Consider the following 20,239-nt stretch of genomic DNA (forward strand, 5'->3'; position numbering starts at 1 on the left):
ATGCCTAAAGCATGCCATTAAAATTAATTTTAAGGCAGGTTTTAATAAATAATACAAAAAATAAACTAAATTGTTCGCCCGCTGTAAAAATTTAACATTGGCGGTTCCAAATCACATTAAAATGAATGCTATAAATCTGAATATAACTTTTGAACAATATGCAGGTATTTCTGAACTGACATTGGCCGATAAAACCCTTTGCGAATGTGCAGAAAAGGCTTTACGTACCTCTTATTCTCCTTATTCTAAATTTAGGGTAGGTACGGCCATCCGCCTGGCCTCCGGCGAAATCATTTTAGGCAGCAACCAGGAAAATTTAGCTTATCCCTCAGGACTTTGCGCAGAACGGGTTGCTCTTTTCAGTATTGGTGCTACCTATCCGGATGCGGTGATAGAAAGCATGGCGATTACGGCGCAGACCGATAATTTTGAGATTTTAAAGCCAGTAACTTCTTGTGGAGGTTGCTTACAGGTAATGGTCGAATTTGAGCGCAAACAAAACAAACCCATTGAGGTAATTTTTTACTGTTTAAACGGCGAAGTTTTAAAAGTGCCGAGTGTAAAGAGTTTGATACCGTTTGCGTTTGTTGAGGATCGGTTGGAGCGTTAGTCGCGGAAGTATTTCTTCTTTGGATTGTCGTCCTTTCGAGCGGAGTGCAACGCAGTCGAGAAATCCGTCTTGTTAGATCGCTCCACTCCGCCTTGCTTTGGTGATGACGATTTCTGCCGTAAGCTATCGGTTGCTGTCTAGCTTGCCAATGCTTATTAAACTATTCTCTATATTTGGTTTTTTAACCACAATGAAATACCTCTACACCCTCTTTTTTTCTACTTTTATTTCTTTTAACCTGCATGCGCAGGGCATACTTAAGGGTAATGCCGTTTATCAAATTACTTATTTCCGTTCAGCTGATGGGAAGCCAAAAGAAGATCGGAATCCTGCAGTGGTTATTGCTTCTGCAAAGCAGAACTTAATTACCAATGCAGCCATTCTCAATCATAAGGCGAAATATCCTTACGAACAGAGCATTGTAAACAAGCCCGATCAGATTTTATATCAGGTGGCCGATTTAGGTGCCGATAATCAGATTGCTACTGCTGATAGCACTACAATTGCTAAGCAGGCTTTTGAGTTGGGTACGGAGACAAAGGTAATTTTAGGCTACACCTGTAAAAGGGCAACAACGGTGGTAAATTCTAACCGTATCGATTTATGGTATACTGCCGATGCCGGTATAAAAGCTGCGCCAACAAGTTTGGGACAAGGTCTGGGACTGGTTTTAGAGCAGGTGCGTAATGGAAACAGTTATATAACCGCTACAAAAATTGAAGAAGTTAAGAAGGTAAAGCCAATTGACTTAGAAAAAATATCAGCTAAACTAACCGATGGGTTAACTTATAAAGATTTGCTTTGGAAAAGCAGATTTATCACTTTAAATGTTTTTAATAACGAAACCATTAATTTTGTTGATAAACCACGATCAAACGATTCTGTTTTTCGCTTTGCCGGTGGAACGGTAATCACCCGAAAAGTTAAATTCCCGGCGTTGGTCAACCCAACTGTATTTGTTGATTTAACAGAAAAATCAAACGGTGATGCTTACGACAGGACAGGTTCAGTATTTATTATCCCGACTGACAAGAAGATCAGTTTGATGGACGCGCTTAAAAATTCGGTTAAAGAACTGCCTGTTTATGATATTGGAAACGGGAAGAAATACCAGGGCGTAGTGGCTACGGCAGATTATGATCCGGTAATTGAACTGATGCGCTTTTTTACGCCTTTTGGAGTGGGTAAATACAATACCTTAAAATTGAAAGATAAAAACTGGGCGGAGCAAGTTTATTACCGTCAGGATGTTTCGGAGTTATTTCCGTTGATGAACGGAAAAGAAGCCTGGGTAGCTGTTTTTATTGGAAATTATGATAAAGGCGGACATCAGGTTTCCCTGAATATTACGCTACACAACGGCGGAAGACCGAAAGTGGCGAAAGAAGTGATTTTACCTTTATTCAATTCTACCAATGTAATGGAAATGGCGGGGCAGGAGTATGCGACCATGTTTAGCAGCGATAAGGGATTGGAGGTTTCTTTTACCTTAACAAATGATTTAAAAGATGCAAAATTGCGTTACATTACCACCGGACATGGTGGCTGGGGTAATGGCGATGAGTTTGTACCCCGGAAAAATACGATCTGGTTAGATGGAAAAGAAGCTTTTGCTTTTACCCCATGGCGGCAGGATTGCGGATCATACCGTTTATCCAACCCGGCTTCGGGCAATTTTGAAAGTGGACTTTCTTCGTCAGATTTAAGCCGTTCTAATTGGTGCCCGGGTACGGTTACCAATCCAAACTGGATCAGTCTGGGCGATTTAAAGGCGGGTACGCATACCATAAAAGTAACCATCCCGATGGGTAAACCTGAAGGCGGTAGCTCTAGTGCCTGGAACGTTTCGGGTGTGCTGTTGGGGCAAGAATGATCTGTCATCCTGAACGCAGTAAAGAATCTTTTTTAGTTCCTTCAACATGTAAGGCATTTAAGGTAATATAAGTTTGATGGTATGTTTGCAATTGTTCTTTATTGCCAGTTTCCAAGGTACAATTTGTTTTCTGCTCTTTGCCACCCTAAATAGCAGCACGAAACTAACCATCTAAACCGGATTGCAGAGGAGATCCTTTTTTGTAGGCTGAGTACGGCTTGCGCGCAAAAAAGATCGAATCGGAAAGCCGGAAGTAACGTTTCAAAAAGAACACAGAACCCTGCTTTCCAAATCAACACAAACAAATTTAAATTTCGGCAGTTGAGCCACCAGCCGATAGGATGGGTGCACTTTGCAAAATGTGAATAACCTCTCTTCACGCTGTGCCATCATTTTTATTATATTTACAGCTGCCAATTTCTGTAAATAAATGAGTGAAGAATTAGATCAAAACGTAAACGAAGAGCACAAACATACCATAACCCCAATCAACGGTTTATACGAAAACTGGTTTCTCGATTATGCGTCTTATGTAATTCTTGATAGGGCAGTTCCGCATATTAATGATGGTTTAAAGCCTGTTCAACGCCGCATTATGCACTCTCTGAAAGAGATGGACGATGGCCGTTTCAATAAAGCAGCTAACGTAATCGGGAACACCATGAAGTATCATCCGCATGGCGATGCTTCAATAGGAGATGCAATGGTGCAGATTGGGCAAAAAGATTTACTGATTGATATGCAGGGTAACTGGGGTGATCCGGTTACGGGCGATAGCGCTGCAGCACCACGTTATATTGAGGCGCGTTTATCAAAATTTGCCAATGAAGTGGTATTCAATCCTGATACTACTGAATGGCAATTGAGTTACGATGGGCGTAATAATGAACCGATTACGCTACCGGTTAAATTTCCTTTATTGCTTGCACAAGGTGCGGAAGGTATTGCGGTAGGGTTGGCCACCAAAGTAATGCCGCATAATTTCATCGAATTGCTGGATGCATCGATGGAAGCATTACGCGGCGTGCGCCCAAATATCCTGCCCGATTTCTTTACGGGAGGAATGGCTGATTTTTCGAACTATAATGAAGGGCAGCGCGGCGGCAAAATCCGTGTGCGTGCAAAAATAACCGAAAAGGACAAGAAAACCCTGGTCATCACTGAAGTACCCTTCAGTACCACAACTGGATCTGTGATTGACAGCATTTTATCAGCCAATGATAAAGGCAAGATCAAGATCAAAAAGATTGAGGATAATACCGCCGCCAATGTAGAAATTGTAGTGCACCTGGCACCGGGTATTTCGCCTGATGTAACTATTGATGCGCTTTATGCTTTTACAGCCTGTGAAGTTTCCATCTCGCCAAATACCTGTATCATCCAGGATGATAAGCCACACTTCTTAAGTGTGAACGATATCCTGATCGAAAATACCAGACATACCAAGAGTTTACTTAAAAAAGAACTCGAAATCCGCCTGCACGAATTACAGGAGAAAATTTTCTTTAGTTCTTTACTTAAAATATTTATTCAGGAGGGCATGTATAAGAATCCTGAATATGAAAATTCTGCCAATTTTGAAACCGTGGTTCAGGTATTACATACTTTATTCGAACCGTTTAAACCATCGCTTTACCGCGAGATATTGCCTGAGGATTTTAAGAAGCTGATTGATAAGCCGATGAGTAGCATCACCCGTTTTGATGTGAAAAAAGCTGACGAGCAGATGAAAAATCTGGAAGATGAAATAAAAGTTGTTAAAAATCATTTAAAACACCTTACCGATTATGCCATTGCATGGTATCAGAAGCTGAAGGATAAGTATGGTAAAGGCAGGGAACGTAAAACCGAAATCCGTTTGTTTGATCGGGTAGAAGCATCAAAAGTTGCCTTAGCCAACGTAAAACTATATGTAAACCGGGCTGATGGTTTTGTAGGCTCGGGCTTGCGCAAGGATGAATTTGTTGCTGATTGTTCGGACATTGATGAGATAATCGTTTTCCGTGAGGATGGGAAATGCATCATTACCAAAGTAGCTGATAAAACTTTCGTGGGTAAAGGCATTATCCACGTGCAGGTGTTCAAGAAAAACGATGAGCGTACCATTTATAACATGGTTTATAAGGATGGGGCGAGCGGTACTTCCTATATTAAAAGGTTTGCGGTGGTAGGCGTAACACGCGATAAAGAATATGATTTAACCAAGGGATCGAAAGGCTCAAAGGTTTTGTATTTCACCGCTAATCCGAATGGAGAAGCTGAAGTGATCAATGTAGCACTAAAGCCGCATTCTAAATTGCGTAAGCTACAGTTCGATCTTGATTTTGCCGAAGTGGCCATTAAAGGACGTGGTTCGCAGGGTAATATTGTATCTAAGTACCCGGTAAAAAAAATCGTTCTGAAAAGTAAGGGTGTTTCTACCTTATCAGGGCTGAAAATCTGGTATGATGATCTATTGAAGCGCCTGAATGTTGATGGACGCGGAAAATATCTGGGCGAGTTTGATGGGGATGACCGTATTTTACAGGTACATAAAGATGGATATTATGAGTTGAGTTCTTTCGAACTGAGCAATCACTTTGATGATGGCTTGATCCTGATCCAGAAGTTTGATCCTGAACAGATTTTTGCAGCAGTGCATTTTGAAGGTAAAGCGCAAAACTATTTTATCAAACGTTTTATGTTCGAACTGCAGGCTAATGGCAAGAAAACCATTTTTATCAGTGAAGAGCAGAAATCGAAATTGCTGTACCTGACTTCCAATCCGGCTGCGAGAGTTATTGTCGATGTTTTAAAAGGTAAAACCCAGATTCCCGAAACATTGGATTTAACCCTGTCGGAACTGATTGATGTTAAAGGACTGAAAGCGAACGGTAACAGATTATCTCCGCATGATGTTCAGAAAGTAGCGTTAGAAGAACCCGAAATAGTTGTTGAAGAACCAGCAGAAACAACTATTGAAGAAAACGAAGATGAGGAATCAATACCTGATGCGGAAATTGCCAATGAAGAAGCGGGAACCGATAGCGAAACTGTACCGACTGTACCCGATGAACCTGCTGGAGTACAGCCAAAACCAAAGTTCGAACGTACGGAAGCGCCAGCGGTTAAGGCTGATGAACCAGAAGTAAAAGCTACATCTGCTGCAGTAGAAAAACCGAAATCAGAACCTGGAACAGTTAAAAAGGAAAGTGGTAAAGCCGGCGATGAACCCAAGGCAGATGAAAAACCTGTTAAAAAGATAGATTTCGAAATCACCAACCCAGATGATGTTGATATAGACGATAAAGGACAGTTGGGGTTATTCTAAATAAATTCTGAAGTTGTCAACTTTAGTAGCCTGTTGGCAGGAAAGTTGACAACTCTTCTCATTTCGATCAAAACATTTCATTTTTAAACCTATATTTGCCTTGCTCAAAGGGGTGCTTGTTGGTATTGCAGTTTCTGTTGCTTCCAACTTGCTGAGATTATACCCATTTTAAGGTAAAAGGTAGAAAGGTAAAAGGTTGAAGGTTTTCCTCCTCCACCTTCCAACCGTCCAGCCTCCACCTTAAATGAACCTGATGCGGATAATACCGACGTAGGAAAGAGGTTAGCATTACCTTGCTGTTTCGCCCTGAAAGCAGTTTTCAATCATTTTAACAAATATTGTAAATGAGTTTTCAAGACTGGTTTAAACTTTTTCAGGAGCAGATTTTAGATACTTCATTAATTGAATGGCTGGCAGTAGGTTTCGGCGTAGCTGAAGTTTTATTAGCGAAGAAGAACAGTATCTGGCTTTATCCAACCGGAATAATTTCGATTCTGCTATCCATGTTTTTATTATTGAACGTAAAATTGTACGCTGAAACGCTTTTGAGTATTTATTATCTGATAATGAGCATTTATGGCTGGATTATCTGGAAAAAGAGAAAGCTGGATGGTGAGAATCAGGTATCTTGGTCGGGCAATAATGAATTGAGCATTGCAGTTTCAATTTCACTAATCGGCTTCGTACTGCTTTATCTGATCTTGAGGCATTATACCGACTCAGATGTGCCTTTGTTTGATGCTTTTGTGTCGTCAACGGCATGGGCTGGCATGTGGTTGTTAGCTAAGCGCAAAATCGAAAACTGGATATTCCTGAACATATCCAATATTGTGGCCATTCCATTGCTATTTCATAAAAAACTTCCGCTCATGGCCTGTTTAACAACATTTTTGTTTATAGTAGCCATGTTTGGTTTTTTTGAATGGAAAAAGATCATTAACAAAAATAAACTCAGCATAGCCTAATCATCTTTCGCATTAATCGATCATGAATAAAAAATTAAACTCTACATGGCAGGAAAGAGTTAAATCTTATGCTGCAATTTCTGAAGAAATGGGCAAGCTACATCCCGAAATTGTGGAGCTTGCTTATCAGGAAAATTGGTTTAAGCTTTTTGTACCCGAGGTTTATGGTGGGCCAGGGAAGAAACTTCCGGAAATTTTAAGGTTGGAAGAAGAATTAGCGGAAGCCGATGGAAGTTTAGGATGGACCGTTACCCTTTGTGCAGGTGCGGGATGGTTTGCCGGATTTTTAAATCCCGAACTGGCAGCAGAGATCTTTGCTGAGCGTGAAGTTTGTTTTGCAGGAAGTGGAGCTGTTGGTGGAGTAGCGGTTAAAACTCAGGAAGGTTATCTGCTTAATGGTAAATGGAGTTATGCCAGCGGTGCATTACATGCCACTATATTTACCGCCAATTGTACCCTCAAAAATGAAAGCGGTGATGATATTTTGGATGAAAACGGATCGCCGGAAGTAAAGTCATTTATCCTCAAAAGGGAGGAAGTGAATATTTTACCTGGTTGGTCGTACTTTGGTTTAATAGCCACAGGAAGCCATGCATTTGAAGTTTGTAATTTAAGCGTGAACGAAAATCGGACCTTTAAAATTAATCAACAAATTGAAGTGACCGATTGCGGGTTTGATTACCCCTTTTTGCAACTCGCAGAAACCACACTAGCCGTAAATAGTTTAGGAATGACCAGTCATTTTGTCAGATTGGTTGAACAATCTTTTTATGCCCGCTCTGGATTTGGGAGGTATAGCGAATCGCAGATTTTGTTTTTTAACAATATGCTTAACGACTGCAAAGCCGAATTGTTATGCCTACGTACGCAATTTTACCTTTCTTTTGATGAATCATGGGATGAATTAATGAATAAAGGTAAAATTGGAGATGACAAGTTAAACGAGGTGAGCTTAAACAGCCGTAAATTGGCCCATGCCTGTTGGAAATTAGCAGCCATTTTGTTTCCATACTGTGGGTTAGAGGCGGCAAAGAAAGAATCGGAAATCAATAGGGTTTGGAGGGATCTTTATACGGCCAGCCAGCATGCCTTACTTACCTTCGAAAGCTAATCATTGCAAGAACCCTGCTTTGACCTGATCTTTAAAATCTACAATAAACTTGTTCAGTTTAGGTTGTATTACAAAAGCGCAGTATGGTTTTGACTGGTTATTGCCATAATAGTTTTGATGATAATCTTCTGCTTCATAAAATTCAGCTACGGGAGCCACTTCTGTAGCAATAGGCCTATCAAAAATATGTTGTTCCGTTAAATCCGCGATCATTTTCTCCGTCTGTTTTTTCTGATCCTCATTTTCATAAAACACTACCGAGCGGTACTGTGTACCAACGTCATTCCCCTGCCTGTTTAAGGTTGTTGGATTATGTGTTTTAAAGAATGCTAACAAAAGCTCGTTGAATGTGATCACATGCTCGTCAAATGTAATTTGAACGACCTCCGCATGCCCCGTATCACCATTACATATTTCCATATAGGTAGGATGCTTTAATACTCCCCCCATGTATCCGGATGTAACCTGAGTTACGCCATTTAAAGTCTGAAAAACGGCTTCGGTGCACCAAAAACAACCTCCGCCAAATGTTGCCATTTGCATAATACTACCTTATATAAAATCTATTCCAATTTATATGTTCATCTCAAAAAAAGACATTTTTTTGATGTAATGATCGCATTAAAGTTTAAATATTCTTGCAGGTTTTGATTTACATCCATTTCATCATTAGGTTACCGCCATCACTTTGCAGTATATTAATAAAAAAGCCTGCAATCGGAATTACAGGCTTCTAGATTTATTGATATTGTATGTATATCGGTTTTGGCGTCAGCTTTAACAGTTCTTCTGGAGTCATTAACCGCTTAGGTTCTTTTTTCAGATCATTTTTGTAGAATAACTTAAAGCCCGTAAATTGCACCGGTTCGCTTTGTATAAAGTGGCGGTAGGTGCCAATTTTTAAATCGGGTTCGCCCCATCCATCCATATGTACTACCACCTGTACTTCAGGACGGAGTTTGATGTTGGCTGAATTGGTTACCATCTTTTTTGTAAAGCGGTGCAATACAAATACTTTCGGAGGTAGCTTATGCTTTTTAACAATATCGGCCAAATATTGCGTTACATAATTTACGTCGGCAGCATCATATGTGCCAATTTTTTTTCCAGGCAACGAACCATCTTTCATTGAAAATTCCGGGTCGATTCCTAAATGTACGTAAGGCAGTTCAAGATATTTTTCGATGTGCGGCAATTCTGCTTTGATGGTACTTAAAGCGACCTGAAGATCTAAAAATACAATGGTATTAGGTTGCATTTTGGCAATTTTCAGAACAGAATCAATCTGTTTGTTGCCCATCCTGTTGATGTATTTTCCATCTTTTCCTGGTGTTCCGCTAGCTACAGCGGCAATATAATGTAACCCTGGTTGTACAGGTGTAGATGGATCAGCTTTTTCCCAGTGTTTAACTTCAGCACTCAGGCGTTGCCACATTTCTTTAGGTGCATATTCGCCAAGTGCACCCATTTTTTTTGAATGCAGGTTTCCATAATAAACAACGATACGTTTAAAAGGCAAAATTGCCCCAGCCAAAGGGTACGGTTGTTTTTTTACCGGCCATTTGCCTGTAGTATCTCCGTTTGCCAGTTTTTTTACCAATGAATCGTAAAGTTTTGGATCAACCGGTTTCATAACATTGGCGGTTGAGTCTGTCTTCTTTTTTGTGGTATCGGTGGAGAAGATTTTACCAATACTGCTTCCGCCCTTACTGTCTGAATTGCAGTTGGCAAATAAGCTTATTGCGGCAAAACCAAGTATTACGGTGCCTGCTAATTGAGGGAATTTCATAGATATATTAGATAATTAAAATTTAGTCTTTTCCGGACCGATGAAAGTAGGGCAGAAATCTGGTAGTTTAAAATAAAGTAATCAACATTTACACATTACAGAATTTGCCAAAAACACCTAATGGCAACTTAATGCCGGAAGTAGCCTGTAAATAAAGTTCTCCTGTTTCGAGGTTTTTAACCGCGGGAAAGGAAGTGCGGATTAAATTTTCAACAATTACAGAAGAAAACCCCAGCGAGTAAGTATTTAAGATAAGAAAGTGTTCTTTTTCATCTAATAACTGTACAACATCCTGCATCATTTCCTGGATATGATCTTCCAGTTTCCATTTCTCTCCATTAGGGCCGTGGCCATAAGCTGGTGGGTCTAAGATAATGCCATTGTATTTCTTGCCCCTTTTTAGTTCTTTTTTTACATATTTTAGCGCATCCTCAACCATCCAGCGGGTATCTTTCAATCCCGAAAGTTCCTGGTTTTCATTTGCCCAGGTAACTACCTGTTTAATCGAATCTACGTGAGTAGTTTCTGCACCTGCCGCATTTGCAATTAGCGATGCCGCACCGGTATAGGCAAAAAGATTTAAAACTTTAGGCTGTGGTGTTTTAAACTTTTTAATTGATGAGGAGATAAAATCCCAGTTTACGGCTTGCTCCGGAAATACACCTACATGTTTAAATGATGTTAAACCTAAGCGGAGTTTAATGGCAACTTCATTATTTTTATATTCTACGTGCCAACGGTCTGGGATGGATTGGTTTTTTTTAACCCATTCGCCGGAAGTTGCCGAGCGGCCTTTAAAAGTAATATTGGCAGTTTTTTTCCAATCCTGTTCTGATAATGTTTTTTTCCATACCGCCTGAGGTTCAGGACGGATCAGGATTACGTTTCCAAAACGTTCTAATTTTTCAAAATCCCCGCAATCTATCAGTTCATAATCTTTCCAGTGGGTGGGGGCGAGTAATTGTATCATTTAATTAAATAACTTTAAATTTGGATAATTGACAATATATTGATCGTCAGTTATCAAGGTTAAATCATTTGTAAGTGCTTGGGAAATAATTAATCTATCAAATGGGTCTTTATGTATCAAAGGTAATGTAAAGTAGGTAATGAAATCGCTCTTAGATGGTTGCAGTATTTTTACACCATGCTTTTCAAGCAACTGATAGATAGAATTTATATCATCTCTTAATTTCAACTTCCCAATATTAAGTTTGATCGTAATTTCCCAGATGCTTACTACACTTATATATTTTTCTGAATCATGATTGTTGATGATATCAATTACCTTTTTTGAGATAGAATGATCTCCATTGATAAAAAATAAAAAAATGTGGGTGTCTAATAAAAAACGCATTACATATAATCCTTTAGTTCATCTAATGGCTCATTAAAATCATCAGAGATATAAAGAATTGTACCTTTTGCAGCACCATACAGGCTTTTTGGCTCTTCAACAACATTTGCCTGTTCATTTGCCGATTTAGGGAAGCTCTTCGAATGTTTGGCTTTTAAAAAATCAATAAAATCTTCTACCTCGTTTACCATGTTTTCTGGTAAGGTTTCCAATTTGTGAATGATATTTTTCGTTGCCGTAGTCATATACAAATATACGATTTTTCTTAAAACTTGTCTTTTGCGGCTTTCATGAAGCGGCTGGCAAATACGAAATCGTTCAGTTCCTGAATGTCGGTATGGGCAATTTCCTTATTGCTGCCTTCCCAGAATTTCTTTCCTTCATGCAGAAACAAAATGTAATCGCCAATCCCCATTACAGAGTTCATATCGTGCGTTACTACAATGGTGGTGGTTTTATATTCTTCAGTAAGTTCCTTGATTAGTTCATCAATTACGATAGAAGTTTTCGGATCCAGGCCTGAGTTGGGCTCATCACAGAACAAGTATTTTGGGTTCATCGAAATGGCACGTGCAATACCGACACGTTTTTTCATACCACCAGATAATTCTGCCGGAAATAATTTGTTTTTGCCAGCCAGGTTTACTCTCTCTAAACAAAAATCAACTCTTTCAAGCTTTTCCTTTCTGCTTTGATCAGTAAACATGTTTAAAGGAAACATGATGTTCTCTTCAACCGTCATGCTATCAAACAGGGCGGAGCCTTGAAATAACATGCCGATTTCTTTACGTACCTCGATACGCTGTTCATAGGTCATAGGTGTAAAGTCGCGGCCATCGTACAATACTGACCCAGAATCTGGCTGGTGCAGCCCTACCATACATTTTAGCAAGGTTGTTTTTCCCGATCCAGAACCGCCAATAATTAAGTTGGTTACACCCTCTTCAAACTTTCCGGAAATGCCTTTTAATACATCGTTTCCAGAGAATGACTTATAAATATCTTTAATTTCGATCATTACAATAACAATTGGGTCACGATATAATCGCAAGCTAAAATAGAAATACAGCTAATTACAACAGCCCTTGTACTGGCCTGAGAAACTTCAAGTGCACCACCGCGGACATAAAATCCTTCGTACGCCGGAACGGACGTGATGATAAATCCGAATACAAATGCTTTTACCAGGGCAACAGTAATGGTATAAGGGTTAAAATCGGTTGTAATACCTTGAATATATTCTGCTGGCGTTACTGCGCCAGAAACCGAACCGCCGATATAACCACCGGTAATGCTCAGGAACATCGAAATAATAACTAACATGGGTACCATGGTAATGCCCGAAATGATTTTAGGAAGAATTAAATATCCTGGCGCATTAATACCCATAATTTCCAATGCGTCAATCTGTTCGGTAACCCGCATAGAACCGATTTCAGATGAAATGGCCGAACCGATTTTTCCTGCCAGTACAATCGCGCTAATAGTTGGACTCAATTCAAGTATGCTCGAATCACGGTTCACAGAGCCGATAATGGTTTTTGGAATAAAATCACTAACCAACTGGAAAGCAATTTGTAAAGTCATTACTGCGCCGATAAAAGTAGAAATAATAGCAATTAAACCTAAAGAACCCACGCCAACATAGTCCATCTGTTTGGCGATTTCTTTCAGGTAAATTTTCATTTTTTCCGGCCTTCTGAATACAGACTTAAGTAGCAGGATGTATCTGCCGAAATTGGTAAAATTCATTCCGTATATATTTGCTTAATTTAAATGATCATTCTATACTACTACAAAGAAACGATAAAAAAGTTGGAGCGCTTTGCTAATTACAAAAATATTCGTGGTTTTGAATATAATTATGGTTTTTTGTTAACAAAAATTAAACCATAAATAATGAAAGCGGTAATAACCGGTGCAACTAAGGGAATTGGTAAAGCTATTGCGGCTAAATTTGCCCAAAACAGCTACGATTTAATTTTAGTAGCGAGGAGCTTGAGCGACCTCAATAAACTTCGGGAAGAGTTAACTCCTTATGGGAATGTTGTTTTTATCCACGCGGCAGATTTTTCAGTTAAAGAAGAAGTATATGCTTTTTTAAATTCAGCTACAATTAATCTTGATCAGGTAGATGTCTTAATCAACAATGTGGGCGGCTTTTTTCCCGGCAGTATGCTTGACGAGGATGACGAAACCTTTGAGAAACAACAACATTTAAACACAAATGCCACATATTATCTGAGCAAGTTTTTTGGAAAAAAAATGCGCTCAGCCAAGCAGGGCCACATATTCAACATTTGTTCGGTGGCAAGTAAGGTGCCTGCAAAAAATGCCGGAAGTTATAGTGTAACAAAAGCAGCGATGTTGAGTCTTAATCATGTATTGCGGCAAGAGTTGGCACCTCACGATGTTAAAGTAACAGCATTTTTGCCGGGCGCTACCAAAACTTCATCTTGGGAAGGTACGACAATTCCAGATGAAAAATTTGTACAGCCTGAAGATATTGCAGAAACATTATTTACCATTTTGAACTTAAGTAAAGGGGTAAATGTAGATGAGGTTTTAATTACCCCGCTCGATTTTTAAACACAAAATGAACAATATTATGGAAAAGAAGCTTTTTAGAAACGAACACGATAAGATGATTGCCGGTGTAGCTTCGGGACTTGCAGATTACATGCAGGTTGAGGTTACCATAATCAGGTTGTTATTTGCATTATCGGCCATATTTATGGCAGGAGGTGGCTTAATTGCCTATATCATCATGTGGATTATTGTTCCGGTTAACAATGATCCGGCAGCAAGGTTTTCCAGATTTAATGATTATTTTGGTAATAAAAACCCAAATTCACAGCCGTTTGGAACAACCGATCCTTTTGCAGGTCCCAATAGCCAGGGAAACCAGAATTGGACCCAACCGGTAGACGGCACGCCGAAAACACCTTTCGAAACCCAGCCTGATTTTAGTAAATTCAATAAATCGAATGATACCGGCCGTACTATAGGTGGATTGGTATTACTGGTAATTGGCTGTTTTTTCCTGATGCGAGAAATGGATTTTATACCTGATTGGTTTAGTATCCGTAATTTATTCAGGTACATGTGGCCGCTGATATTTATCGCGTTAGGCATAAGTATTATAGCCAAATCAAAAAGGAAAAATGACTGGGCAGCTTTTCAGCACCAACAGGAAGCTGAAAAACAAAAAAAAGCTGATTTTTCGGAAACGATAGTAGAAAACGAACCTGCATCACCAGTTAAAACAGACGATCATTCAACATCCGCTAACCCTCAAGTTTAAAGAAATGAAATTAGATAGATTAATGTGGGGTATCATCCTGCTTTTTATTGGCGGCGTACTCCTACTCGAAAACTTCGGCGTAATCACTTTTTATTGGCGCAATGTCTGGAGCTTTTGGCCGGTATTTTTGATCATAGCAGGTTTAAATATCCTGTTTAATAAAAATAATTCGCAAACAGGAAGCATCATTTCTATTGGTGTTTTAGTGGTGGCCCTTTCTTTTCTTTTTTATAGAGGCCAACAGATTCCTGAGCGTGGCAGTTGGTGGGGACGTCAGTTTAAGAAAGATGTCGATATTAATATTGACCATAACAACGATGATGACGACGATAATAATAATGATACATCTTTTAACCATTTAAGTTTATCTGAGCCTTTTGTGGCGGCAGACAATGCAAAAAAAACAGTATTAAATATTTCCGGAGGTGGTATATCATTTAACCTGGATGGTGAAACCGATGAGTTGATCAATGCTGACGTAAAGAAAAAACATGGTAACTTTTCGTTAAAGAAATTACTTACCGATAGTGCTACCGTACTGACTTTCCAGATGGACGATAAAAAGAATAAATGGAATTTCGGCGATGGAGGTAACGATGTTAACTTTAAATTAAATAAGGAAGCCAACTGGGATATTTTGATGAAACTGGGTGCCGGTGAAGCCAACTTCGATTTTGCCGAATATAAAGTACGTGCTTTCCGCTTTGATGGTGGAGCGGCAGCTTTGGATATTAAATTCGGAGAATTATTGCCAATAACCGATGTAATCGTAAAATCTGGCGTAGCCGATGTAAAAATTGCAGTGCCCACCAATTCAGGCTGCCGAATTAAAACCAAAACAGGCTTATCGGCTAAGGATTTCGATGGTTTTGAAAAGTTAAGTGATGGTGTTTACGAAACTTCAAACTATAAAACCTCAACCAAAAAAATCTTTATCAATTTAGATGGTGGATTAAGTAACTTTGAAGTGAGCAGATACTAGGGAGGTTGAAGGTTAGAAGGTAGAAGGCGTAAGGCTAAGACTTCATTAACGAAATCTTTTTAAAATGCTGATCTTACAATCCTAAAGTCTCATAATCCTGATCTAATCTAATGAATCCTGATCAATACACAGTTGTAATTAATGGTAAGCCAACAGGGCCGTATAGTTTAAACGAACTGAAAGATTTAAACATCAGTGCGAATACTTTTATTCGAAAACCTGGAATGGACGATTATAAAGAAGCTCACGCAATACCCGAACTGCGTGAGCTTTTAGGTTTTACTTATCAAAAAACTGCACCTCAATATTTCGCTGCTTTTGATCAAAGATTATTGGCTTCAGTGATTGATCATTTTATTATTTTCGGTTTTTATATCGTTATTATTTTAACCAGTTATATTTTTATCGAAGGCAAAGACCAGCGGATTATGACGTTTTTAGTTCCTTTTCCGTTAATATTTTTGGTTAAATTGGTTTATGGCAGCATCGCTGAAGCAATGAAAAGCCAGGCAACCATTGGCAAAAAACTCCTCAATATTAAGGTAACCGATTTAGAAGGTAGCCAGGTTTCCATAGGAGTGTCTCTAGTCAGAAATTTTTCAAAGATCTTATCTGTAATTCCTGTTTTCTTCGGCTATCTATACAGTTTCCTGAATAAAAAACACCAGTGTTGGCACGATATTGCCGCTAATACTTTGGTCATAAAAGATAGATTGATCTGATCAGAAAAGCCAGGTTATTATATCTGTTTTCGTTACCCGGGCTGTATGCTATATCTCCGATGTAAAATCGGAGGATGCCGCTTCCATACCGTTTATTAAACCTGGGCTGGTGCAAGTATGCCAAGCTCACCTGACATCAAAACCATTAGACCTGATGGGAGTGGAAATCCCTTTTGGGTTAGACAGGCGTGCTTCATTAAATATTTCTTCCAAAAGGATTGCAACAAACAGCAGGACCGAACTTAACCCATTATTTCTGACCTTGCTCTTCAAAAGAGAATGCCAGTAATTCTAGCTAAACACACGCTCTGATATTTAGGAAGGCAAGACTGGTGCATCTATCTGAGTTACCCGGCACGTGCGCTGGATCTCTGTATGGTATTCGACTACGCTCCGGCTGACAGCCAAAAAATGCCGCTACCGTCCCTTTTAAAAACCTGGGTGGTGCAGGCATGCTAAACCCAATGCATTTATCAAGCGATACTAATTTCAGTTTTCGACAAAGATTAAATGTAGTCCTGAAGCACAGGGTCGATTAATTACAACATTCCAACATTAAAACATTCCAACAATCCTTATCTTTGCAAACAGATGGAAAATATATTGGCAAAACATGATCTGGCTGGCGGATATTGCAACAGTTTAACCGCTTATTCAAGGTACTTAACCCGCGAGGTAAACATTGGTGATATCGCATTGGGTGGGCACAATCCGATCCGGATCCAATCGATGACGACCACCGATACGATGGATACTTTGGGTACGGTAGAGCAGACCATCCGCATGGTAGAATCCGGCTGTGAATATGTGCGTATTACTGCACCAAGTATTAAAGAAGCCGAAAATCTGGCCAATATTAAGAAAGAACTGCGTTTTCGCGGTTATAATGTTCCATTAATTGCCGATATCCATTTTACACCAAATGCTGCCGAGATGGCTGCCCGTATTGTAGAAAAAGTACGTGTTAACCCAGGCAACTATGCAGATAAAAAGAAATTTGAAAACATAGAATATACTCAGGATGCTTACAATGCGGAATTGAGCCGGATTTATAAAAAGTTTATCCCTTTGGTGAAAATCTGTAAAGAATACGGCACCGCCATGCGCATTGGCACCAATCATGGTTCACTTTCTGATCGGATTATGAGCCATTATGGCGATACTCCACGGGGTATGGTCGAATCGGCAATGGAGTTTATCCGCATGTGCGAAGACCAGAATTATTATAACCTTGTGATTTCAATGAAAGCCAGTAATACACAGGTTATGGTTCAGGCCTATCGCTTACTGGTAGAAACTATGGCTAAAGAAGGGATGAATTATCCTTTGCATTTGGGTGTAACAGAAGCCGGCGACGGCGAAGACGGTCGAATTAAATCAGCCGTTGGTATTGGAACTTTATTGGAAGACGGTTTAGGCGATACCATCCGCGTTTCTTTAACCGAAGATCCTGAATTTGAAGCACCGGTGGCTAAAGCTTTGGCAGACCGCTACGTGAAAAGGAGTTTGGAGCTTGGAGTTCAGAGTTTTGAGTCGCCTGTAAAAGTCCAAACTCTCAACCCCCAACTCCCAACTTATAATCCTTACGAATACAACCGCCGCATCACCACTCCGGTACAACATATCGGCGGGCATCACCATCCGGTAGTGATGATTGATGTTTCGAAAGAAAATTTAAAAGATCCTTATTTTTTAAGTTCGGTTGGTTATCAGTATAGTGCAGGTTTAGATAAATATAATTTGGCAGATCAGGCTTGCGATTTAGCTTATTTAGGAGATAATCTGCCATCTTTCTCTTTCCCGGGAAATTTAAAACAGGTTTATAATTACCAAACGTGGCTAAAACTTCAGGATAAAAATAACTGTCATCCGCTATTCTCTTTACAGGAATTTATTAAAGCTGATCATAAAGATGATCTGTTAAACTTTGTTGAGGTTGATGCAGGAACATTCCAGCATGCCGACATTTCAATATTTCAATCTAATGTTGTTCTGATTTTAAAAACTTCTGCATCACACGGCATGGCTGAACAAAGGGCCCTTTTTGTTGAATTGCAGGAAAAAAATATTCAGGTTCCGGTAATTATAAAAAGAACTTACCAGGATGTAGATGCCGATCATTTAATGCTATATGCTGCCACCGATCTTGGTGCCCTGCTTACTGATGGTTTTGGCGATGGCGTTTGGATTGATGCTGAAGGACAAAATCTTTCACTGATCAATTCAACCAGTTTCGGCATTTTGCAGGCCACCCGAACAAGAATCAGTAAAACAGAGTATATCTCTTGCCCCAGCTGCGGACGAACGCTTTTCGATCTGCAGGAAACCACGCAATTGATCCGTTCCCGTACAGACCATTTAAAAGGAATAAAAATAGGCATCATGGGCTGTATTGTTAATGGTCCCGGAGAAATGGCTGATGCCGATTATGGCTATGTAGGCACCGGACCCGATAAGATTACGTTATATCGTGGCAAAGAAGTGGTAAAGAAAAATGTAACCACAGCTTACGCTTTGGATGAACTGATCGATATCATCAAAGGAGATGGCAACTGGGTAGAAAAGATTTAATTGTTATTGCTGGAATGGCAAAGTAAGCCCTGGTCTGTGTCCTCACAAACTACTATGCTATTATCCTGCGCAGCGAAGAATCCATATACTGGTATTGCCGGGTTATAAACTACTGCGGCATTATCAATACTAGCATATTTTCAACATCATCGACATTCTCACAGAAGATTTTTCATTGCATTCAGAATGACAAGACCATTTAATTTTCTAACCAATAAATCCTAAATTGCCTTGATGAAGATTCCGGAGTTTCAATACCTCTTTAATGAACTTAAAAACTGGCTGGCCGGTAAAGGCCTTGCAGGTAACGAACTCATTTATTCTTATTTTCTGATCGGGCTTGTTGCGGTTATTTTATTCTTGTTTGTGACCATTTTGGTAACCAGACAGGTGTTTATCGTCGTGGTAAAAAGTGCCAAAACCAAGTCAGACTGGCAAAAAGCGTTATTCGAATTTCGTGTTTTTAGGGCTTTTGCCTTAATTTTTGGCGCTTATATCATTTATAATGTTGTTCCATACCTTTTTGTCTATTTTAAAAACTGGCATTTTTATGCTTTGATTCTGGCAAAAATCTACATGGTTTTGGCTGTCATGTTTGCTATAAATGCGTTTTTGAATGCGGTGGTTTCTATCATGGAATCATCAAAGAAATATGCTGATAAACCCATCAGAAGCTATAAACAGGTAGCTAAAATTGTATTTTACATCGTTGGTTTCGTACTTATTCTTTCGATTATTCTTGGCGAATCTCCGGTATATGTTTTCGGTGGTTTTGGCGCAGTAACAGCTGTTTTTATCCTGGTTTTCAGAGATCCTATTTTAGGTTTTGTAGCATCGGTACAAATGAGTGCCATTGATCTGGTGAGGGTTGGCGACTGGATCACAGTAGAAAAATATGGTGCCGATGGCGAGGTAACCGAAATTAATTTAACCACCATTAAAGTGCGTAATTGGGATAAGACCGTAACCATTGTGCCTAGTTATGCCATAGTTAGTGAATCGTTTAAGAATTGGCGGGCGATGGAAGAAAGTGAAGGCAGGCGGATTAAACGGCATATCAATATTAAAATTTCGAGTATTAAATTCTGCGATGAGGAACTGATCGGTAGGCTGCAGAGCATCGATTTTCTTAAAGATTACCTTCGGGAAACCCAGGCTTTTATTGAACGTTACAATGCAGAAAATACAGTAAACCCTAACAATTTGGTGAACGGTCGCCACATGACCAATATTGGTACTTTTAGGGTGTATGCAGAAAAATATCTGGAAAGCAATCCATATATCAATAAAGAACTTACCTTTATGGTGCGCCAGTTGCAGGCCACAGAAAATGGACTGCCGATTGAAATTTACGTGTTTTCTAAAGAAAAGGCCTTAAAGCGTTTTGAAGAAGTGGCTGCCGATATTTTTGACCACTTGCTGGCAGCGGTACCATACTTCGACTTAGAGATTTTCCAAAGCCCGAGTGGCAGCGATATGCGTGATTTTGTAAGGAGAGGGAATAGTTAAAGTTTGATGTCTTATTGATAAACAATTGCTTGCATAAAAATCAATAATATTGAGATAGGTATTTTTTAACGAAACATCCCTCGAGAGATTGTCATTTTAATTTGATCCGGTTAGCCATCGGACGGGAATCTTAATG

Annotated in this window: 18 protein-coding genes; 11 read left to right on the forward strand and 7 right to left on the reverse strand. The window is 39.5% G+C overall.

Translation table 11 applies throughout. The annotated features are described in order from the left end of the window. Window positions 1-121 precede the first annotated feature (121 nt). The 5 genes from ACIQXP_RS11595 (at window position 122) to ACIQXP_RS11615 (ending at window position 7,869) form a co-directional block, all read left to right on the forward strand. Window positions 122-610, forward strand: coding sequence for a cytidine deaminase (locus ACIQXP_RS11595; protein WP_293744596.1), 489 nt, complete (start codon window positions 122-124; stop codon window positions 608-610). A gap of 190 nt (window positions 611-800) precedes the next feature. Then, window positions 801-2,483 (forward strand): PNGase F N-terminal domain-containing protein, encoded by a 1,683-nt coding sequence (locus tag ACIQXP_RS11600; RefSeq protein ID WP_387503856.1) that lies wholly within the window; start codon window positions 801-803, stop codon window positions 2,481-2,483. Window positions 2,484-2,913: 430 nt separating this feature from the next. Next, window positions 2,914-5,793 (forward strand): DNA gyrase/topoisomerase IV subunit A, encoded by a 2,880-nt coding sequence (locus ACIQXP_RS11605; RefSeq protein WP_387503857.1) that lies wholly within the window; start codon window positions 2,914-2,916, stop codon window positions 5,791-5,793. A 344-nt stretch (window positions 5,794-6,137) separates the two neighbouring features. Then, window positions 6,138-6,758: a nicotinamide riboside transporter PnuC gene (gene pnuC, locus ACIQXP_RS11610; protein ID WP_387503858.1), complete on the forward strand. Its 621-nt coding sequence runs from the start codon at window positions 6,138-6,140 to the stop codon at window positions 6,756-6,758. Window positions 6,759-6,780: 22 nt separating this feature from the next. Beyond that, on the forward strand, window positions 6,781-7,869 hold the full coding sequence (locus ACIQXP_RS11615) for an acyl-CoA dehydrogenase family protein (protein WP_387503859.1): 1,089 nt from the start codon (window positions 6,781-6,783) through the stop codon (window positions 7,867-7,869). Here ACIQXP_RS11615 and msrA read toward each other — a convergent pair whose 3' ends face one another. The 7 genes from msrA to ACIQXP_RS11650 form a co-directional block, all read right to left on the reverse strand. Then, entirely contained in the window at window positions 7,870-8,412 is a 543-nt protein-coding gene (msrA, locus tag ACIQXP_RS11620) for a peptide-methionine (S)-S-oxide reductase MsrA (RefSeq protein WP_387503860.1), read from the reverse strand. It abuts the gene before it with no gap. 196 nt (window positions 8,413-8,608) lie between these two features. Beyond that, window positions 8,609-9,658 (reverse strand): hypothetical protein, encoded by a 1,050-nt coding sequence (locus ACIQXP_RS11625; protein WP_387503861.1) that lies wholly within the window; start codon window positions 9,656-9,658, stop codon window positions 8,609-8,611. Window positions 9,659-9,746: 88 nt separating this feature from the next. After that, window positions 9,747-10,628: an RsmD family RNA methyltransferase gene (locus ACIQXP_RS11630; RefSeq protein ID WP_090981558.1), complete on the reverse strand. Its 882-nt coding sequence runs from the start codon at window positions 10,626-10,628 to the stop codon at window positions 9,747-9,749. After that, on the reverse strand, window positions 10,629-11,015 hold the full coding sequence (locus tag ACIQXP_RS11635) for a type II toxin-antitoxin system VapC family toxin (RefSeq protein ID WP_293744589.1): 387 nt from the start codon (window positions 11,013-11,015) through the stop codon (window positions 10,629-10,631). Further along, the gene (vapB, locus tag ACIQXP_RS11640; RefSeq protein ID WP_293744588.1) at window positions 11,015-11,260 is read right to left on the reverse strand and encodes a type II toxin-antitoxin system VapB family antitoxin; all 246 of its coding nucleotides are present in this window, start codon (window positions 11,258-11,260) and stop codon (window positions 11,015-11,017) included. Before vapB ends, ACIQXP_RS11635 begins: the two co-directional genes overlap by 1 nt. A gap of 20 nt (window positions 11,261-11,280) precedes the next feature. Further along, window positions 11,281-12,033 carry an ABC transporter ATP-binding protein gene (locus ACIQXP_RS11645; RefSeq protein ID WP_090981564.1) on the reverse strand — a complete coding sequence of 251 codons (753 nt, stop codon included), beginning with the start codon at window positions 12,031-12,033 and terminating at the stop codon, window positions 11,281-11,283. Beyond that, window positions 12,033-12,767 carry an MlaE family ABC transporter permease gene (locus ACIQXP_RS11650; RefSeq protein WP_090981566.1) on the reverse strand — a complete coding sequence of 245 codons (735 nt, stop codon included), beginning with the start codon at window positions 12,765-12,767 and terminating at the stop codon, window positions 12,033-12,035. Before ACIQXP_RS11650 ends, ACIQXP_RS11645 begins: the two co-directional genes overlap by 1 nt. 147 nt (window positions 12,768-12,914) lie before the next feature. On the opposite strand from ACIQXP_RS11650, the gene ACIQXP_RS11655 reads away from it, so the two are divergent. From ACIQXP_RS11655 to ACIQXP_RS11680, 6 genes are all read left to right on the forward strand, one after another. Next, a complete protein-coding gene (locus ACIQXP_RS11655) occupies window positions 12,915-13,604 on the forward strand; it encodes an SDR family NAD(P)-dependent oxidoreductase (protein WP_387503862.1) in 690 nt (229 codons plus the stop codon). A 19-nt stretch (window positions 13,605-13,623) separates the two neighbouring features. After that, on the forward strand, window positions 13,624-14,319 hold the full coding sequence (locus ACIQXP_RS11660; RefSeq protein WP_293744586.1) for a PspC domain-containing protein: 696 nt from the start codon (window positions 13,624-13,626) through the stop codon (window positions 14,317-14,319). A gap of 4 nt (window positions 14,320-14,323) precedes the next feature. Beyond that, window positions 14,324-15,301: a LiaF transmembrane domain-containing protein gene (locus tag ACIQXP_RS11665; protein ID WP_387503863.1), complete on the forward strand. Its 978-nt coding sequence runs from the start codon at window positions 14,324-14,326 to the stop codon at window positions 15,299-15,301. A 110-nt stretch (window positions 15,302-15,411) separates the two neighbouring features. Beyond that, window positions 15,412-16,023 carry an RDD family protein gene (locus ACIQXP_RS11670; RefSeq protein WP_387503864.1) on the forward strand — a complete coding sequence of 204 codons (612 nt, stop codon included), beginning with the start codon at window positions 15,412-15,414 and terminating at the stop codon, window positions 16,021-16,023. A 591-nt stretch (window positions 16,024-16,614) separates the two neighbouring features. After that, the gene (gene ispG / locus ACIQXP_RS11675; protein ID WP_387503865.1) at window positions 16,615-18,594 is read left to right on the forward strand and encodes a (E)-4-hydroxy-3-methylbut-2-enyl-diphosphate synthase; all 1,980 of its coding nucleotides are present in this window, start codon (window positions 16,615-16,617) and stop codon (window positions 18,592-18,594) included. Window positions 18,595-18,828: 234 nt separating this feature from the next. Continuing rightward, window positions 18,829-20,103 (forward strand): mechanosensitive ion channel family protein, encoded by a 1,275-nt coding sequence (locus ACIQXP_RS11680; protein WP_387503867.1) that lies wholly within the window; start codon window positions 18,829-18,831, stop codon window positions 20,101-20,103. Window positions 20,104-20,239: the final 136 nt, after the last annotated feature.

This window comes from Pedobacter suwonensis, from assembly GCF_044762335.1.
Taxonomy (GTDB): Bacteria; Bacteroidota; Bacteroidia; order Sphingobacteriales; family Sphingobacteriaceae; genus Pedobacter.

Bases quoted from the DNA above. Each gene is read 5' to 3' on its own strand.
- ACIQXP_RS11635 (WP_293744589.1), bottom strand. From the start codon at position 11,015: ATGCGTTTTTTATTAGACACCCACATTTTTTTATTTTTTATCAATGGA.
- ACIQXP_RS11650 (WP_090981566.1), bottom strand. From the start codon at position 12,767: ATGAATTTTACCAATTTCGGCAGATACATCCTGCTACTTAAGTCTGTA.
- ACIQXP_RS11665 (WP_387503863.1), top strand. From the start codon at position 14,324: ATGAAATTAGATAGATTAATGTGGGGTATCATCCTGCTTTTTATTGGC.
- ACIQXP_RS11660 (WP_293744586.1), top strand. From the start codon at position 13,624: ATGGAAAAGAAGCTTTTTAGAAACGAACACGATAAGATGATTGCCGGT.
- ACIQXP_RS11630 (WP_090981558.1), bottom strand. From the start codon at position 10,628: ATGATACAATTACTCGCCCCCACCCACTGGAAAGATTATGAACTGATA.
- ACIQXP_RS11625 (WP_387503861.1), bottom strand. From the start codon at position 9,658: ATGAAATTCCCTCAATTAGCAGGCACCGTAATACTTGGTTTTGCCGCA.
- pnuC (WP_387503858.1), top strand. From the start codon at position 6,138: ATGAGTTTTCAAGACTGGTTTAAACTTTTTCAGGAGCAGATTTTAGAT.
- ACIQXP_RS11615 (WP_387503859.1), top strand. From the start codon at position 6,781: ATGAATAAAAAATTAAACTCTACATGGCAGGAAAGAGTTAAATCTTAT.
- ACIQXP_RS11600 (WP_387503856.1), top strand. From the start codon at position 801: ATGAAATACCTCTACACCCTCTTTTTTTCTACTTTTATTTCTTTTAAC.
- ACIQXP_RS11655 (WP_387503862.1), top strand. From the start codon at position 12,915: ATGAAAGCGGTAATAACCGGTGCAACTAAGGGAATTGGTAAAGCTATT.
- ACIQXP_RS11680 (WP_387503867.1), top strand. From the start codon at position 18,829: ATGAAGATTCCGGAGTTTCAATACCTCTTTAATGAACTTAAAAACTGG.
- msrA (WP_387503860.1), bottom strand. From the start codon at position 8,412: ATGCAAATGGCAACATTTGGCGGAGGTTGTTTTTGGTGCACCGAAGCC.
- ACIQXP_RS11645 (WP_090981564.1), bottom strand. From the start codon at position 12,033: ATGATCGAAATTAAAGATATTTATAAGTCATTCTCTGGAAACGATGTA.
- ispG (WP_387503865.1), top strand. From the start codon at position 16,615: ATGGAAAATATATTGGCAAAACATGATCTGGCTGGCGGATATTGCAAC.
- vapB (WP_293744588.1), bottom strand. From the start codon at position 11,260: ATGACTACGGCAACGAAAAATATCATTCACAAATTGGAAACCTTACCA.
- ACIQXP_RS11605 (WP_387503857.1), top strand. From the start codon at position 2,914: ATGAGTGAAGAATTAGATCAAAACGTAAACGAAGAGCACAAACATACC.
- ACIQXP_RS11595 (WP_293744596.1), top strand. From the start codon at position 122: ATGAATGCTATAAATCTGAATATAACTTTTGAACAATATGCAGGTATT.
- ACIQXP_RS11670 (WP_387503864.1), top strand. From the start codon at position 15,412: ATGAATCCTGATCAATACACAGTTGTAATTAATGGTAAGCCAACAGGG.